Here is a 14,644-nt window from a genome sequence, read left to right as displayed (position 1 = left end):
AATGAGCGAAATGATAACCGTCGGCGACGCCATCGCCAGAACGCTGGAGCAGTATCAGGTTGAGGCCATCTATGGCGTCATCTCCATTCACAACCTGCCGATCGCGGATGCGGTTGGGCAGCGGGGCAATATCCGCTTTGTGCCCGCGCGCGGTGAAGCCGGTTCCGTCACCATGGCCGACGCCCACGGGCGCTTTTCCGGCCTCGGCGTGGCGCTGACCAGCACCGGCGCGGGGGCGGGCAATGCGGTAGGCGCGCTGGTGGAAGCCATGAATGCCTGCACGCCGCTGCTGCATTTAACCGGGCAGGTAGAGAAAGCCTGGCTGGACGCCGACACCGGGTTTATCCATGAAACCCGTGACCAGCTGACCTTCCTGAAGGCCAGCTCAAAACGGGCGTACCGCATCAGCAATGCGAATCAGGCGATAGCGATTCTGCATAAAGCTTTCCAGGACGCGCAGACCCCGCCGTGCGGACCGGTCTCGGTGGAAATCCCGATTGATATTCAGGGCGCCAAGATTCCGCTATCGCTGGTGACTAAACCGGTTAAACCGGCATCGGTTCCAGCCGTGGATACCGGAATGGTTGACGCGCTGTGGGCGCAGCTAAAACAGGCGAAACAGCCGCTGCTGTGGCTGGGGGGCGGGGCGCTGGGCAGCGCAGACGCGGTTAAAACGCTGGCGGATGCGGGCATCACCGTGATTTCCAGCACCCACGCGCGCGGCGTGCTGCCGGACAGCCACCGCGCCAGCCTTCGCGCGTTCCACAACTCGCCGTCGGTTGAGGCCCTGATTGCGCAGTGTGATTTTACGCTGGTGGCCGGTTCTCGCCTGCGCAGCAACGAAACCCGATCCTGGACGCTTGAGCTGCCTTCCCCGCGGGTGCAGATCGATATCGACCCGGCGGCGGCAAGCCGTAACTACCTGATGGATAGCACGTTGATAGCCGATTGTTCAGCGGTGCTTGGCGCGCTGGCTGAAAAAGTACAGGGCCGCGAGTGGGGCAGTCCCCAGTGGGATATGCAGGTGCAGCAGGCGGTCGGGCAAGCTGAGCAGGGGCTGCGCGAGCAGTGCGGCGCCTATGCGAAGCTTAACGACGCCATAGCAAAAGCCCTGCCGAAAGACGGCCTGCTTGTGCGCGATATCACCGTGTCCGGCAGCCTGTGGGGTAGCCGCCTGTTCAGGGCTAACGGTCCGCTGATGAACATTCACTCCCTCGCCGGGGCGATTGGTATGGGGCTGCCGATGGCCATCGGCACCGCGATTGCCAACCCGCAGCGCAAGGTGGTGGGGCTGGTGGGCGACGGCGGCCTGAGCCTCAATTTAGGCGAGCTGGCGACGCTGGCGCAGGAGAAAGCCAACGTGACGCTGCTGGTCATGAACGACGGCGGCTACGGGGTGATGCGCGGTATTCAGGATAAGTATTTCGGCGGGCGTCAGTATTATAACGCGCTGCATACGCCGGACTTTACCCTGCTGGCGCAGGCGATTGGCCTACAGGCGTGGAGCGTTGAGCGGGCAGAGGATTTTGATGCGGTGATGACGGAGGCGCTGGCGATGCCGGGGCCGTCGGTTGTGGAAGTGCGGATGGGGCAGATTGGCGCCCTTAAGTTTGCGGGGCCGCCGCAGAAGACGCTTTACTAGAAGTGCAGTGCGGTCTGAAGCCCTCACCCCAGCCCTCTCCCAAAGGGAGAGGGTGACAGCGTTCCCTCTCCCTTTGGGAGAGGGTTAGGGTGACAGCGTTCCCTCTCCCTTTGGGAGAGGGTTAGGGTGAGGGGGTAAATCAGAACACGTTAAACGGGTATTCCACGTAAGCGCGGATCTCGTCCCCGCCCACGTTGTACTCGCTGGCGTTGCTGGAGACGCGCAGTACGGAGTAGCGCAGCTTCAGCTTCAGATCTTTCGCCGGGCCATCCTGCACCTGGTACTGGATCTGGTTAAACCACTCGTGCTCTTTGCCATTGCTGGTTTCAGAGGTTTTGATGTTATCGCCGCGCACGTAGGCGGTGGTCCAGCTCAGGCCCGGTAAACCAAGGCCGCCAAAGTCCAGACCGTAGGATGCCTGCCAGGAACGTTCATCTTCGCCATTGAAATCAGACCAGTAGGAGTTCGCCAGCCAGATGGTGTTACCGCCGTCACCCACTCCGCCTTTGTCGCGATAGCCGCCGTAGTTGTAGCCGGTACTGCCGCTGCTCTGCTGGTACGCCACTTTGAACGTGTGAATGTCCCAGATATAGCTCGCCGCCAGGCTCCAGATGGTGTTGCTGCGGCCCGTGTCGAGGCTGTCCGCGTAATGCTGGTCGAGACGGGAGTTATAGCCGTTGAAGTCGAGCACCAGCTGCTGCCCGGTACTGAACGGCTGTTTGAAGTTCATGCCCAGGTACTGCTTGTTCATCACCTCTTCGTTATGAGAGGCGTACAGCGCGCCGCTGAACTGGTCGTTAAACTGATAGCTCGCACCGCCGAAGGAGAGGCTCTTCAGTCCGCTGTCGTGGCGGTCATCGCTTTTACGCTGCTCGTCGGTGAAGTAACCGGCGTTGACTTCCAGACCGTCGATCTCTTTCGAGGTCAGCAGGGTGCCGGTGTAGCTTTCAAACAGCAGGCGGGAGCTGTCGGATGTAATGATTGGCAGTTCAGGACGCTGGTTCCCGTAGCTCAGCACGGTATTGGAGATGCGCATTTTGGCCGTCGCGCCAAACTTTGCCAGATCGGATTTTGCCCGGCCGTCGTCTTCCTGCTTAAAGAAGTCGATGCCGTCCGCGCCGCTCTTGCCGCGGCCACCGTCCAGACGCACGCCATACTGCGCGATACCGTCCACGCCGAAGCCCACCAGCCCTTCGGTATAGCCGGATGCAAACGTGGCGATGATCCCCTGACCCCATTCGGCTTTGTCCTGCTGGCCCTGATGGTAGTCGCGGCTGATATACGCATTGCGTAAAAACAGATCCAGATGGCTGTCGTCAATAAAACCCTTGCTGTCGGATTGCTGGCTTGCGGCGGCAGGTAATGCGGCAAATAAACTTAAAGCAATTAATGATAATTCTTTTTTCACGGAGGGAACGTCTCTGTCTGGATATATTAATTTGAATAACTGCGGAAGAGATAATTACCGGAAAAAGTAACCTTTGCAATAATTATGTGACCAGACATTTCAGAGTGGCAGGGTAGATTTGGCGGGGCTTTCAGGGGGGTTATCGATACGTGCTTTTAAGTTAACAATTCATGCGAAATAAAAAGGAGGCAAAACTGCCTCCTTCTGAAATTATTTAATTCCGTCTGCCGCCATACGGTCGCGAATATGCTGTGCACGCTCTTCCGAAGCCGGGTGATCGTCAAACATGGAGCTTTGACGGCCCTCCTCCAGTTTCGCCAGTTTTTCGAAGCTGGTAGCTAAACCCGATGGATTGATGCCGCGTTTGCGCAACAGATCGTAAGAGTAGTCATCCGCTTCCGACTCCTGACGCTGGGAGAACTGCGAGTTCACCAGTTTTTCGCCCACGTCGCCCAGCTGCGACTGGGACAGGCTGCCGACGATGCCGCCCGCAGAGGCCGCCGCTGCACGCACGGCATTGGTGCCCAGCGCAACCTGCATCCCTTTCTTCACGTGACCCAGTGCAACGTGACCCATTTCATGGCCGATCACCGCTTCCACTTCGTTGTCGGTCATCATGTCCATCAGGCCGCTGTAAACGCGAATACAGCCGTTCGCCATCGCAAAGGCGTTGACGTCTTTCGCCATATACACCTTGTAGTTCACCGGCTGACCGTTAATGTTGTCGCCCAGCGCGGAAGCAATCTTGTTCAGACGCTGCGTGTAGGTGCTGTTTGCCGGGGCAAGCGTAGCTTTTCCATCCATATCCTTACAGGCCTCGTCGCTCAACGCTTTCACCTGCGCATCGCTCAATGAGTAGGCCTGAAAAGCTTCTGCGCCTGAGGTCATCAGGCCGTTAGAATCCATATTCTGACAGCCGCTTAGCAGGAGCGTTGTTCCCACAGCCAGCCCGATTGCACGCATTTTCATGATGTTGCTTCCGTACTCGTTAATCTGAATTAATTCCGAAAAATGCACCGTCAACGAAGCCGGTGTCGGGCTAAGTATAAGGAATATCGACAGAGGCGGGCGAGCAGATTGCGCAACATGCGAGCATGATCCAGAGATTTCTTAAGCTGCAAAAGAATGGTCCATGTACATGCCCTGCGGCTTGGGTTACATTGTTGGCACTTTTTTCCGGCGTAGCCCAAAACGCGCTGTCGTCAAGGGCATGGCCTTTAACAGTCCGATCTGGAGTTAAAATGTCCTCACGTAAAGAGCTTGCTAATGCTATTCGTGCGCTGAGCATGGACGCAGTACAGAAAGCCAAATCCGGCCACCCGGGCGCCCCTATGGGCATGGCTGACATCGCCGAAGTCCTGTGGCGTGATTTCCTTAACCACAACCCGCAGAACCCGGCATGGGCAGACCGCGACCGTTTCGTGCTGTCTAACGGCCACGGCTCTATGCTGATCTACAGCCTGCTGCACCTCACTGGCTACGATCTGCCAATCGAAGAGCTGAAAAACTTCCGTCAGCTGCACTCCAAAACTCCAGGTCACCCGGAAGTGGGCTACACCGCTGGCGTTGAAACCACTACCGGTCCGCTGGGTCAGGGCATCGCTAACGCCGTAGGGATGGCGATTGCAGAGAAGACCCTGGCGGCGCAGTTTAACCGTCCTGGCCACGACATCGTTGACCACTTCACCTACGCCTTCCTGGGCGACGGCTGCATGATGGAGGGCATTTCTCACGAAGTGTGCTCCCTGGCAGGCACCCTGAAGCTGGGTAAACTGGTTGCGTTCTACGACGACAACGGCATCTCCATCGACGGTCATGTTGAAGGCTGGTTCACTGACGACACCGCCGCACGTTTCGAAGCCTACGGCTGGCACGTTGTGCGCGGCGTTGATGGCCACGATGCTGACTCGATTAAACGTGCAGTAGAAGAAGCGCGCGCTGTGACGGACAAACCGTCTCTGCTGATGTGCAAAACCATCATCGGCTTCGGTTCGCCGAACAAAGCGGGTACGCACGACTCCCACGGCGCGCCGCTGGGCGACGCGGAAATCGCACTGACCCGTGAAGCTCTGGGCTGGAAACACCCTGCATTCGAAATCCCATCTGAGATCTACGCTCAGTGGGATGCAAAAGAAGTGGGCCAGGCGAAAGAAGCGGCCTGGAACGAGAAGTTCGCGGCATACGCGAAAGCCTTCCCTCAGGAAGCGGCTGAATTCACCCGTCGTATGAAAGGCGACATGCCGTCTGACTTCGACGCGAAAGCGAACGAGTTCATCGCGAAGTTGCAGGCGAACCCAGCCAAGATCGCCAGCCGTAAAGCATCTCAGAATGCGATCGAAGCGTTTGGCCCTCTGCTTCCAGAATTCCTCGGCGGCTCCGCTGACCTGGCGCCATCAAACCTGACCCTGTGGTCCGGATCTAAGCCAATCAACGAAGACACTGCCGGTAACTACATCCATTACGGTGTACGTGAATTCGGGATGACCGCGATTGCCAACGGTATCGCTCTGCACGGTGGCTTCCTGCCGTACACCTCTACCTTCCTGATGTTTGTGGAATATGCACGTAACGCCGTGCGTATGGCTGCGCTGATGAAACAGCGTCAGGTGATGGTCTACACCCACGACTCCATCGGTCTGGGCGAAGACGGTCCTACCCACCAGCCAGTAGAGCAGGTGGCTTCCCTGCGCGTGACCCCGAACATGAGCACATGGCGTCCATGTGACCAGGTTGAATCTGCGGTGGCGTGGAAATACGGCGTTGAGCGTCATGATGGCCCGACCGCACTGATCCTCTCCCGTCAGAACCTGGCGCAGCAGGAGCGTACCCCAGAGCAGCTGGCAAACATCGCGCGCGGTGGTTACGTGCTGAAAGATTGCGCAGGCCAGCCTGAGCTGATCTTCATCGCGACCGGTTCTGAAGTTGAACTGGCCGTTGCCGCATGGGAAAAACTGACTGCTGAAGGCGTGAAAGCGCGTGTGGTTTCTATGCCATCTACCGATGCGTTCGACAAGCAGGATGCCGCGTACCGCGAATCCGTACTGCCTAAAGCGGTCTCCGCTCGCGTGGCAGTGGAAGCGGGTATCGCTGACTACTGGTTCAAATACGTTGGCCTGAACGGCGCTATCGTCGGTATGACCACGTTTGGTGAGTCTGCGCCAGCTGAACAGCTGTTTGAAGAGTTTGGCTTCACCGTTGAGAACGTTGTCGCTAAGGCGAAAGAACTGCTGTAATTGCCGTTTTGCCCGGTGGCGCTAACGCTTACCGGGCCTACAAATGGCATAAAATGTAGGCCGGGTAAGCGTTAGCGCCACCCGGCTTTTTTGTATGCACGATTCCTCAGACATGTAACTGCTCTGTAAATTATTCCACCGAAAATGTGATGCAAGTCATATAGCTCGCTTATTCATCTGGACAGAGATTCCTTTTATTCCCCGATTCGCTTATTCTTGCTGAAGCGTTTCAGTCGATTAAATGTGCGACAATTGACCAATCAATCGCAGTTTGTGACAGCAAGGATTCCCCTTCGGGCGTCGCTGGATTACTCTTTCAGCCACCTCAAACTCAGGGATAGCTTTGCAGGAGATCTATGACCGTACGCGTAGCGATTAATGGCTTCGGTCGCATCGGACGCAACGTGGTTCGTGCTTTATATGAATCCGGGCGTCGTGCGGAAATCACCGTGGTGGCAATCAATGAACTGGCGGATGCTGCGGGCATGGCGCATTTGTTGAAATATGACACCAGCCACGGTCGCTTTGCCTGGGACGTTCGCCAGGAAAGGGAACAGCTGTTCGTCGGTGACGATGCCATCCGCGTGCTGCATGAGAACAGTATTGAAGGGCTGCCCTGGCGCGAACTGGGTGTGGATGTGGTGCTGGACTGTACCGGCGTGTACGGTAACCGTGAACATGGCGAAGCGCATCTGAATGCTGGCGCGAAAAAAGTGCTGTTCTCCCATCCCGGCAGTAACGACCTCGACGCCACCGTCGTGTTTGGCGTCAACCAGCACGAGCTGCAAGCTGAACACCGCATTGTCTCCAACGCCTCCTGCACCACCAACTGCATTATTCCGGTCATTAAACTGTTAGACGATGCGTATGGCATTGAATCCGGCACCGTGACCACGATTCACTCCGCCATGCACGATCAGCAGGTCATCGACGCCTACCATCCGGATTTACGGCGCACTCGCGCGGCGAGCCAGTCCATCATTCCGGTGGATACGAAACTGGCTGCCGGGATCACCCGTATTTTCCCGCAGTTTAACGACCGTTTCGAAGCGATTGCCGTGCGCGTGCCGACGATAAACGTCACCGCAATCGATCTTAGCGTGACGGTGAAAAAACCGGTAAAAGCCTGTGAAGTCAACCTGTTGCTGCAAAAAGCGGCACAGGGAGCATTTCATGGTATAGTTGACTATACGGAATTACCGTTGGTCTCAGTAGATTTTAACCACGACCCGCACAGCGCCATCGTGGATGGCACGCAGACGCGAGTCAGTGGTGCGCACCTTATCAAGACGCTGGTCTGGTGTGATAACGAATGGGGCTTTGCTAACCGAATGCTCGACACCACGTTAGCCATGGCCGCAAAAGGTTTCAGGTAGAGCGCACCTTGCGCTTGCAAAACTTTAAGAATCAACGAGAGGATTCACCATGTCTGTAATTAAGATGACCGATCTGGATCTGGCAGGTAAACGCGTTTTCATCCGTGCCGATCTGAACGTACCGGTTAAAGATGGCAAAGTGACCAGCGACGCGCGTATCCGTGCATCTCTGCCAACCATTGAACTGGCTCTGAAGCAGGGCGCTAAAGTGATGGTCACCTCCCACCTGGGCCGTCCAACTGAAGGCGAGTACAACGAAGAGTTCTCTCTGCTGCCGGTTGTTAATTACCTGAAAGACAAACTGTCCAGCCCGGTTCGCCTGGTGAAAGATTACCTGGACGGCGTAGACGTTGCCGAAGGTGAGCTGGTTGTTCTGGAAAACGTTCGCTTCAACAAAGGCGAAAAGAAAGACGACGAAACCCTGTCCAAAAAATACGCTGCGCTGTGCGACGTATTCGTGATGGATGCATTCGGTACGGCTCACCGTGCGCAGGCATCTACCCACGGTATCGGTAAATTCGCAGACGTCGCCTGTGCAGGTCCGCTGCTGGCTGACGAACTGGAAGCGCTGGGTAAAGCACTGAAAGAACCTGCTCGTCCAATGGTCGCTATCGTTGGTGGTTCTAAAGTTTCTACCAAACTGACCGTACTGGATTCCCTGTCCAAAATCGCTGACCAGCTGATCGTTGGCGGTGGTATCGCGAACACCTTCGTTGCTGCGCAAGGCCACAACGTGGGTAAATCCCTGTACGAAGCGGATCTGGTTGACGAAGCCAAACGTCTGCTGAGCACCTGTGATATCCCGGTTCCAACTGACGTTCGTGTAGCTACCGAGTTCTCCGAAACCGCTACCGCAACCCTGAAATCTGTTAACGACATCAAAGATGAAGAGCAGATTCTGGACCTGGGCGACGTTTCTGCACAGAAACTGGCTGAAATCCTGAAAAACGCAAAAACTATCCTGTGGAACGGTCCTGTCGGCGTGTTCGAATTCCCGAACTTCCGCAAAGGGACTGAGATCGTGGCTAATGCTATCGCAGACAGCGAAGCGTTCTCTATCGCAGGCGGTGGTGACACCCTGGCAGCTATCGATCTGTTCGGTATCGCTGACAAGATCTCCTACATCTCCACTGGTGGCGGCGCATTCCTCGAATTCGTGGAAGGTAAAGTCCTGCCAGCAGTAGCAATGCTCGAAGAGCGCGCTAAGAAGTAAGCCATTCAGGGGCAGGGAAACCTGCCCAATTTTCAGCGCGCTTATCAGAGCTCGCACCTTTTCTAACGGCCGAAGATACAGGACTAAGCAACATGTCTAAAATTTTTGATTTCGTAAAACCTGGCGTTATCACTGGTGATGACGTACAGAAAGTGTTCCAGGTAGCTAAAGAAAACAACTTCGCTCTGCCAGCAGTTAACTGCGTAGGTACCGACTCCATCAACGCCGTACTGGAAACCGCTGCAAAAGTTAAAGCACCGGTTATCGTTCAGTTCTCTAACGGCGGCGCTGCGTTCATCGCAGGTAAAGGCGTGAAAACTGACGTTCCTCAGGGCGCTGCTATCTTGGGTGCTATCTCTGGCGCACATCACGTTCACCAGATGGCTGAGCACTACGGTGTTCCGGTTATCCTGCACACTGACCACTGCGCGAAAAAACTGCTGCCGTGGATCGACGGTCTGCTGGACGCAGGTGAAAAACACTTCGCAGCAACCGGTAAGCCACTGTTCTCTTCTCACATGATCGACCTGTCCGAAGAGTCTCTGGAAGAAAACATCGAGATCTGCTCTAAGTACCTGGCGCGTATGTCCAAAATGGGCATGACCCTGGAAATCGAACTGGGTTGCACCGGCGGTGAAGAAGACGGTGTGGACAACAGCCACATGGACGCTTCTGCTCTGTACACTCAGCCAGAAGACGTTGATTACGCTTACACCGAGCTGAGCAAAATCAGCCCACGCTTCACCATCGCAGCGTCCTTCGGTAACGTACACGGCGTATACAAACCAGGTAACGTGGTTCTGACCCCGACCATCCTGCGTGATTCTCAGGAATACGTGTCTAAGAAACACAACCTGCCGCACAACAGCCTGAACTTCGTCTTCCACGGCGGTTCCGGTTCTTCTGCTCAGGAAATCAAAGACTCCGTAAGCTACGGCGTAGTGAAAATGAACATCGATACCGACACCCAGTGGGCAACCTGGGACGGTATCCTGCAATACTACAAAACCAACGAAGCTTACCTGCAAGGTCAGCTGGGCAACCCGAAAGGCGAAGACCAGCCGAACAAGAAATACTACGATCCACGCGTATGGCTGCGCGCTGCCCAGACTTCTATGATTACTCGTCTGGAGCAGGCATTCAAAGAACTGAACGCGGTTGACGTTCTGTAATTTGAGCTGTTCATAGCCTCAAGAAGGTCCGCATATGCGGGCCTTTTTTTATGCCTTTTCAATAGCCTGATGCCTCTGTTTTTGTGATCTGTTTGGCAATATCATGGCTTTTTGTTTACCCTTTACTGACCTGCCTGTCTCCGTGTGGGATAGATTTTGTGGTTTTTATGAGCATAAGGAAAGATAAATGGAAGATCTCGGTGTTGTAGATAGCATCAATAACGCTGGCTCCTGGCTGGTGCGCAACCAGGCGCTCCTGATTAGTTACGCTGTGAATATTGCGGCGGCAATCGCCATTATTATTGTGGGGATGATCGTTGCCCGCACGGTTTCCCGGGGCGTTAATCGCGTAATGCTATCCCGTCATATCGATGCAACCGTTGCTGATTTCCTTTCTGCGCTGGTGCGTTACGGGATTATTGCGTTTACCCTCATTGCGGCAATGGGGCGGGTCGGTGTACAGACCGCTTCGGTCATTGCCGTACTTGGTGCCGCTGGTCTGGCCGTAGGTCTCGCTCTTCAGGGCTCGCTGGCTAACCTTGCAGCTGGCGTACTGTTAGTGACGTTCCGTCCTTTCCGTGCCGGAGAGTATGTTGATCTCGGTGGCACTGCGGGCACCGTGCTGAACGTGCAGATTTTTTCTACCACGCTGCGTTCGGCAGACGGCAAAATCGTCATTGTGCCAAACAAGAAAGTGATTGATGGCAACATTACTAACTTCTCTCGTGAGCCGGTTCGCCGTAATGAACTCATTATCGGGGTTGGCTATGATTCAGATACTGAGTTGGTGAAAAAGCTGATTACCGATATCATCGAATCAGATGACCGCATTCTTAAAGATCGCGAAATGACCGTTCGCCTGAACGAGTTGGGCGCGTCATCCATTAATTTTGTGGTGCGCATCTGGAGTAAAAGCGGCGATCTGCAAAACGTTTACTGGGACGTGCTGGAGCGCATTAAGCGTGATTTCGATGCCAACGGCATCAGCTTCCCGTACCCGCAGATGGACGTAAACGTCAAAAAAATCAAAGAAGCAGAGTAACGTCTCTCGTAGGCCCGGTAAGCGTCAGCGACACCGGGCTTTTCTTTTATTAGCCCGGCTAATCCCCAATTAATATTATCAATTTCCTCTAATGCCGTTCCCGCAGTATAGTCTGCCTCCAGGACAACTCTGCGAGAATTACGTCATGTTATCTTATTATTTTCAAGGGCTTGCATTAGGTGCGGCCATGATCCTTCCCCTTGGTCCACAAAATGCGTTTGTGATGAACCAGGGCATTCGCCGTCAGTATCATCTGATGATTGCCCTGCTGTGCGCGGTGAGCGATTTGCTACTGATTTGCGCCGGGATTTTTGGCGGCAGCGCCTTGCTGATGCAGTCGCCGTGGCTGCTGGCGCTGGTTACCTGGGGCGGCGTAGCGTTTCTGCTGTGGTACGGGTTTGGCGCCCTGAAAACGGCCATGAGCAGCAATCTTGAGCTGGCGAGCGCCGAAGTGATGAAGCAGGGGCGCTGGAAGATTATCGTCACCATGCTCGCCGTGACGTGGCTTAACCCGCACGTTTATCTTGATACGTTCGTGGTGCTCGGCAGCCTGGGTGGACAGCTGGACGTTGAGCCCAAGCGCTGGTTTGCGCTCGGTACGGTCAGCGCCTCCTTCCTCTGGTTCTTTGGTCTTGCGATCCTGGCGGCATGGCTGGCGCCCCGTCTGCGCACCGCTAAAGCGCAGCGCATTATCAATACCCTGGTTGGGCTGGTGATGTGGTTTATTGCCTTCCAGCTGGCGAAAGAGGGCATTCATCACGTACAGGGATTGTTCAACTAAGCGTTGTCTTATGGACATCTGAACAAGACCCGCTAAGCTTGCTGGCATGAGCCCTGTTGATGGGGCACTCTTCGCAACATGGAGGAATGACAGTGAAGTTTAAGGTGATGGCCCTGGCGGCATTAGTAAGTTTAGGTGCGGTGTCGGTGCAGGCGAATGAACTGCCAAACGGCCCGCACATTGTCACTTCAGGCACGGCAAGCGTGGATGCGGTACCGGATGTTGCAACCCTGGCAATTGAAGTGAACGTGGCGGCGAAAGATGCTGCTTCCGCCAAGAAACAGGCAGACGATCGTGTTGCGCAATACCTCTCTTTCCTGGAACAGAACGGTGTCGCGAAAAAAGACATCAGCTCTGCGAACCTGCGTACCCAACCGGATTACGACTACCAGAACGGCAAAAGCATCCTGAAAGGCTATCGCGCCGTGCGTACTGTGGAAGTGACTGTACGCCAGCTTGATAAGCTCAACGGATTGCTGGATGGTGCGCTGAAGGCTGGGCTGAACGAAATTCGTTCCGTCTCGCTGGGCGTTGCGCAACCGGAGAAATATAAAGACGAAGCGCGTAAAGCGGCGATTGATGATGCCATTCATCAGGCGCAGCAGCTGGCATCCGGCTTCAAGACCAAGCTCGGTCCGGTTTACAGCGTGCGCTACCACGTTTCAAACTACCAGCCAAGCCCGATGGTTCGGATGATGAAGGCGGACGCCGCGCCGGTTTCTGCTCAGGAAACCTATGAGCAGCCAACCATTCAGTTCGACGATCAGGTTGATGTGGTGTTCCAGCTGGAGCCGACTGAAAAGCCCGCTCAGTAACCCGTAGGCCGGGTAAGGCGTAGCGGCCACCCGGCTTTTCTTTTAATCCTGCCTCAAAACCTTATGCCCAAACGCCAGCAGTGCGTCAGTGACGTTGCGCATCATGCGGCTTTCCGGCGCAAAACGGTGCCAGTACAGCATCCGGCGCTGATACAGCCCCGGGGTTAAATCAATCAGCTCACCGCTTTTCAACTCTTTCTCAATCTGCAAATGCGGGATCATGCAGCAGGTGGTTCCCTGACGCGCGAGCTGTACGAAGGCTTCGGACGAGTTAACGATATGACACGGCACGCTGCCCGGCGGCAGATCGAAGTTTTGTTGCAGGAAGGCCTGATGCATATCGTCCAGATGGTCGAACGCGACGGCAGGCGCTTTCAGCAGCGCGGCGCGGGTCACACCGTTCGGGAAGTAGCGCTCGGCAAAGGCTTTTGAACCGACAAACAGGTAATCCAGCGCGCCCAGCTGATCCACCAGACAGCTTGGCAACGCCTGAGGCTGAATACTGACCGCACCAACCACTTCGCCACGGCGCAGGCGCTCCTGGGTGCGGGTCTCGTCTTCAACCTGGAGATTCAGGCGGATAGGGGAGTCGGCCAGCACCGGCGCAAGGGCCGGCAGCAGCCAGGTTGCCAGACTGTCGGCGTTCACCGCCAGCGACAGCAGCAGCGGCGTGGAGCCGGTCTGTTCATCGCCCAGCCACTCATCTTCCAGCAGTTCAACCTGCCGCAGCAGGGCGAGGAGCTTTTGTCCTTGCTCCGTCGGACGCGGCGGTACGGTACGCACCAGCAGCGGCTGCCCGAACATGTTTTCAAGCTGTTTGATACGCTGTGATACGGCGGACTGGGTGATGCACAGCTTTTGCGCCGCGCGCTCAAAACCGCGTTCACGAATAACTGCATCAAGTGCCTGTAGTGTTCTGTAGTCCGGACGTTTCATTGCTCTGGCTGACTCCTTAATTTTGCTTAATCTGCACTATGACACAATTTTCCCTTCGTGGCAGACGAAATCCATTCGACGTGTTCTATAATGCGCCCTGAGTTTTCACACCACAGGCAAAACGATCATGACGCAGGATGAACTGAAAAAAGCAGTAGGATTGGCCGCTCTCCAGTACGTACAGCCGGGTACCATTGTCGGTGTTGGTACGGGGTCGACGGCGGCGCACTTTATCGATGCGCTGGGCACGATGAAGGGGCAGATCGAGGGCGCGGTTTCCAGCTCCGATGCTTCCACGGAAAAGCTGAAAAGCCTCGGCATTACCGTTTTCGACCTCAACGAAGTGGACCGTCTGGGCATTTACGTTGATGGCGCGGATGAAATCAACGGCCACATGCAGATGATCAAAGGCGGTGGCGCGGCGCTGACCCGCGAAAAAATCATCGCTTCCGTGGCGGATAAGTTCATCTGCATCGCGGACGCCTCCAAGCAGGTCGACATTCTGGGGAATTTCCCGCTGCCGGTCGAAGTGATCCCGATGGCGCGCAGCGCCGTGGCACGTCAACTGGTGAAGCTGGGTGGTCGTCCGGAATACCGTCAGGGTGTGGTGACCGACAACGGCAACGTGATCCTCGACGTTCATGGCCTTGAGATCCTCGATGCCATTGCGCTGGAAAATGCGATCAACGGCATTCCAGGCGTCGTTACCGTAGGGTTATTTGCCAACCGTGGCGCGGACGTGGCGCTGATCGGCACGGCTGACGGTGTAAAAACCATCGTAAAATGATCTGACGGGGGGAGCGCTCCCCCCGCTAAAAAAATTTTGAAAAGCTAAATTCGGTGACTTGTGTCACGTTTTTCCGCCTCTTTTGCCGATCCTGCCACGTTCGTAATTATCCGCAGCATTTTCCTCTGCCATTTTGCTCTGTATGACTTTTCTTCAGAGTGCCGACGCAAACGTTCATATTGCTGCAATAGTTTTTTTTGATATGTTGGCTGCACGGGATTTATATCCAGCACAACATC

Annotated in this window: 12 protein-coding genes; 9 read left to right on the top strand and 3 right to left on the bottom strand. The window is 55.5% G+C overall.

The window, feature by feature from the left end; all coding sequences use genetic code 11:
• Position 1: 1 nt before the first annotated feature.
• Positions 2-1,642, top strand: a complete 1,641-nt coding sequence (locus tag L463_RS00870; RefSeq protein WP_032102952.1) for a thiamine pyrophosphate-binding protein — start codon at positions 2-4, stop codon at positions 1,640-1,642.
• A 139-nt stretch (positions 1,643-1,781) separates the two neighbouring features.
• Here the strand turns inward: L463_RS00870 and L463_RS00875 are convergent, their stop codons facing one another.
• Together L463_RS00875 and L463_RS00880 are read right to left on the bottom strand one after the other, a co-directional pair.
• Complete coding sequence (locus tag L463_RS00875; RefSeq protein WP_032102951.1) at positions 1,782-3,050, bottom strand: OprD family porin; 1,269 nt, start codon at positions 3,048-3,050, stop codon at positions 1,782-1,784.
• 210 nt (positions 3,051-3,260) lie between these two features.
• A complete protein-coding gene (locus tag L463_RS00880) occupies positions 3,261-4,019 on the bottom strand; it encodes a metalloprotease LoiP (RefSeq protein WP_017382909.1) in 759 nt (252 codons plus the stop codon).
• Between the two features lie 272 nt (positions 4,020-4,291).
• Here L463_RS00880 and tkt point away from each other — a divergent pair, with 272 nt between their 5' ends.
• The 7 genes from tkt to L463_RS00915 all read left to right on the top strand — a co-directional run bounded on the left by tkt (position 4,292) and on the right by L463_RS00915 (position 12,682).
• Positions 4,292-6,283, top strand: coding sequence for a transketolase (gene tkt / locus L463_RS00885; protein ID WP_017382908.1), 1,992 nt, complete (start codon positions 4,292-4,294; stop codon positions 6,281-6,283).
• A gap of 356 nt (positions 6,284-6,639) precedes the next feature.
• Positions 6,640-7,659 carry an erythrose-4-phosphate dehydrogenase gene (gene epd, locus L463_RS00890; RefSeq protein WP_015571810.1) on the top strand — a complete coding sequence of 340 codons (1,020 nt, stop codon included), beginning with the start codon at positions 6,640-6,642 and terminating at the stop codon, positions 7,657-7,659.
• Between the two features lie 49 nt (positions 7,660-7,708).
• Positions 7,709-8,872: a phosphoglycerate kinase gene (pgk, locus tag L463_RS00895; RefSeq protein ID WP_032102947.1), complete on the top strand. Its 1,164-nt coding sequence runs from the start codon at positions 7,709-7,711 to the stop codon at positions 8,870-8,872.
• Between the two features lie 92 nt (positions 8,873-8,964).
• Positions 8,965-10,044 (top strand): class II fructose-bisphosphate aldolase, encoded by a 1,080-nt coding sequence (fbaA, locus tag L463_RS00900; protein ID WP_017692704.1) that lies wholly within the window; start codon positions 8,965-8,967, stop codon positions 10,042-10,044.
• Positions 10,045-10,231: 187 nt separating this feature from the next.
• Positions 10,232-11,086, top strand: coding sequence for a small-conductance mechanosensitive channel MscS (gene mscS, locus L463_RS00905; RefSeq protein ID WP_032102946.1), 855 nt, complete (start codon positions 10,232-10,234; stop codon positions 11,084-11,086).
• Positions 11,087-11,231: 145 nt separating this feature from the next.
• Positions 11,232-11,867 (top strand): arginine exporter ArgO, encoded by a 636-nt coding sequence (gene argO / locus L463_RS00910; protein ID WP_003860085.1) that lies wholly within the window; start codon positions 11,232-11,234, stop codon positions 11,865-11,867.
• A gap of 92 nt (positions 11,868-11,959) precedes the next feature.
• A complete protein-coding gene (locus L463_RS00915) occupies positions 11,960-12,682 on the top strand; it encodes an oxidative stress defense protein (protein WP_017382904.1) in 723 nt (240 codons plus the stop codon).
• A gap of 42 nt (positions 12,683-12,724) precedes the next feature.
• On the opposite strand, the gene argP is transcribed toward L463_RS00915, so the two are convergent.
• Positions 12,725-13,618: a DNA-binding transcriptional regulator ArgP gene (gene argP, locus L463_RS00920; protein ID WP_003860089.1), complete on the bottom strand. Its 894-nt coding sequence runs from the start codon at positions 13,616-13,618 to the stop codon at positions 12,725-12,727.
• Between the two features lie 127 nt (positions 13,619-13,745).
• On the opposite strand from argP, the gene rpiA reads away from it, so the two are divergent.
• Positions 13,746-14,405: a ribose-5-phosphate isomerase RpiA gene (gene rpiA, locus L463_RS00925; protein ID WP_032102945.1), complete on the top strand. Its 660-nt coding sequence runs from the start codon at positions 13,746-13,748 to the stop codon at positions 14,403-14,405.
• The last annotated feature ends 239 nt before the right edge of the window (positions 14,406-14,644 follow it).

Origin of the sequence: Enterobacter sp. BIDMC 27, assembly GCF_000534415.1 — a bacterium.
In the GTDB taxonomy this organism is placed as follows: domain Bacteria; phylum Pseudomonadota; class Gammaproteobacteria; order Enterobacterales; family Enterobacteriaceae; genus Enterobacter; species Enterobacter hormaechei_C.
Note: the sequence above shows the minus strand (reverse complement) of the source record. Positions and strands in the feature narration are given on the sequence as shown.

What these genes read in the sequence shown, in the direction of transcription:
- argP (WP_003860089.1), bottom strand. Translation starts at nt 13,618, where the DNA reads ATGAAACGTCCGGACTACAGAACACTACAGGCACTTGATGCAGTTATT.
- L463_RS00880 (WP_017382909.1), bottom strand. Translation starts at nt 4,019, where the DNA reads ATGAAAATGCGTGCAATCGGGCTGGCTGTGGGAACAACGCTCCTGCTA.
- argO (WP_003860085.1), top strand. Translation starts at nt 11,232, where the DNA reads ATGTTATCTTATTATTTTCAAGGGCTTGCATTAGGTGCGGCCATGATC.
- epd (WP_015571810.1), top strand. Translation starts at nt 6,640, where the DNA reads ATGACCGTACGCGTAGCGATTAATGGCTTCGGTCGCATCGGACGCAAC.
- fbaA (WP_017692704.1), top strand. Translation starts at nt 8,965, where the DNA reads ATGTCTAAAATTTTTGATTTCGTAAAACCTGGCGTTATCACTGGTGAT.
- rpiA (WP_032102945.1), top strand. Translation starts at nt 13,746, where the DNA reads ATGACGCAGGATGAACTGAAAAAAGCAGTAGGATTGGCCGCTCTCCAG.
- tkt (WP_017382908.1), top strand. Translation starts at nt 4,292, where the DNA reads ATGTCCTCACGTAAAGAGCTTGCTAATGCTATTCGTGCGCTGAGCATG.
- L463_RS00870 (WP_032102952.1), top strand. Translation starts at nt 2, where the DNA reads ATGAGCGAAATGATAACCGTCGGCGACGCCATCGCCAGAACGCTGGAG.
- pgk (WP_032102947.1), top strand. Translation starts at nt 7,709, where the DNA reads ATGTCTGTAATTAAGATGACCGATCTGGATCTGGCAGGTAAACGCGTT.
- mscS (WP_032102946.1), top strand. Translation starts at nt 10,232, where the DNA reads ATGGAAGATCTCGGTGTTGTAGATAGCATCAATAACGCTGGCTCCTGG.